This is a genomic window from Sphingobium sp. (assembly GCF_033795625.1).
Lineage (GTDB): Bacteria > Pseudomonadota > Alphaproteobacteria > Sphingomonadales > Sphingomonadaceae > Sphingobium.
Window position 1 is genome coordinate 1 of record NZ_JARYGI010000112.1, and the last position, 781, is coordinate 781.

Annotated in this window: 1 protein-coding gene; it reads right to left on the reverse strand. The window is 55.8% G+C overall.

The window, feature by feature from the left end:
* Window positions 1-576: biotin/lipoyl-containing protein (locus tag QHC67_RS18860; protein ID WP_319296706.1), on the reverse strand; the 576-nt coding region annotated here is incomplete at its 3' end.
* Window positions 577-781 lie beyond the last annotated feature (205 nt).

Sequence of the window (781 nt, forward strand, 5' to 3'; positions counted from 1 at the left end):
GTAAGGAATGCTGAAATCAGGTACGGCGGCGACCGCGGCTTGCGGCGCGGGAGCGCGTTGCGTTTCAGAGGGCGTGCTGTCTTGCGCCCCCTCGACGTCAGACTTGACGATTCTGCCACTTGGTCCGCTGCCTCTGATCTCACCAAGATCAACGCCGCGCTGTGCGGCAATTCGCTTGGCCAGCGGAGAAGCGACCACCCGACCACTCTTGGATACGGAGACTGCAGTCGGCTGAGGAGTCGAAACGGAAACCGTGGACGGCTCAGCTGACTTCGCGGGTTCCGCCGTAGCCTTGACCTCAGCTTTCGGCATGGTGACGGCGCCATCCTCTTCGTCCTCGCAGGTGAGCGTGGCGATCACCGTGCCGACCTTCACCCCTTCCGTTCCCGCGGGCACGGCAATGTCGGCGATAACCCCTTCATCGACCGCTTCGAATTCCATCGTGGCCTTGTCGGTCTCGATCTCGGCCATGATATCGCCTGAAGAAACCGTATCGCCTACCTTGATCAGCCATTTGGCGAGAGTACCTTCTTCCATCGTGGGTGACAGTGCGGGCATCTTTATCTCAATCGGCATGAAATAATTCCAATAGGTACGCATAACGGTCTTATTAGGCCGACGCGCCAGCAAAGCAAAATCAACGCGGGTTCGAATTTGTAATAAATTCTTCCGTATCTATCGTTCTTTGCATCGGGTCAGGATAACGATCACCAGAAACTGTGTTTTGATTGATCAGCGCATCACAGCTATCAAGCACATATTTACCTGGTCGCCATGAAGT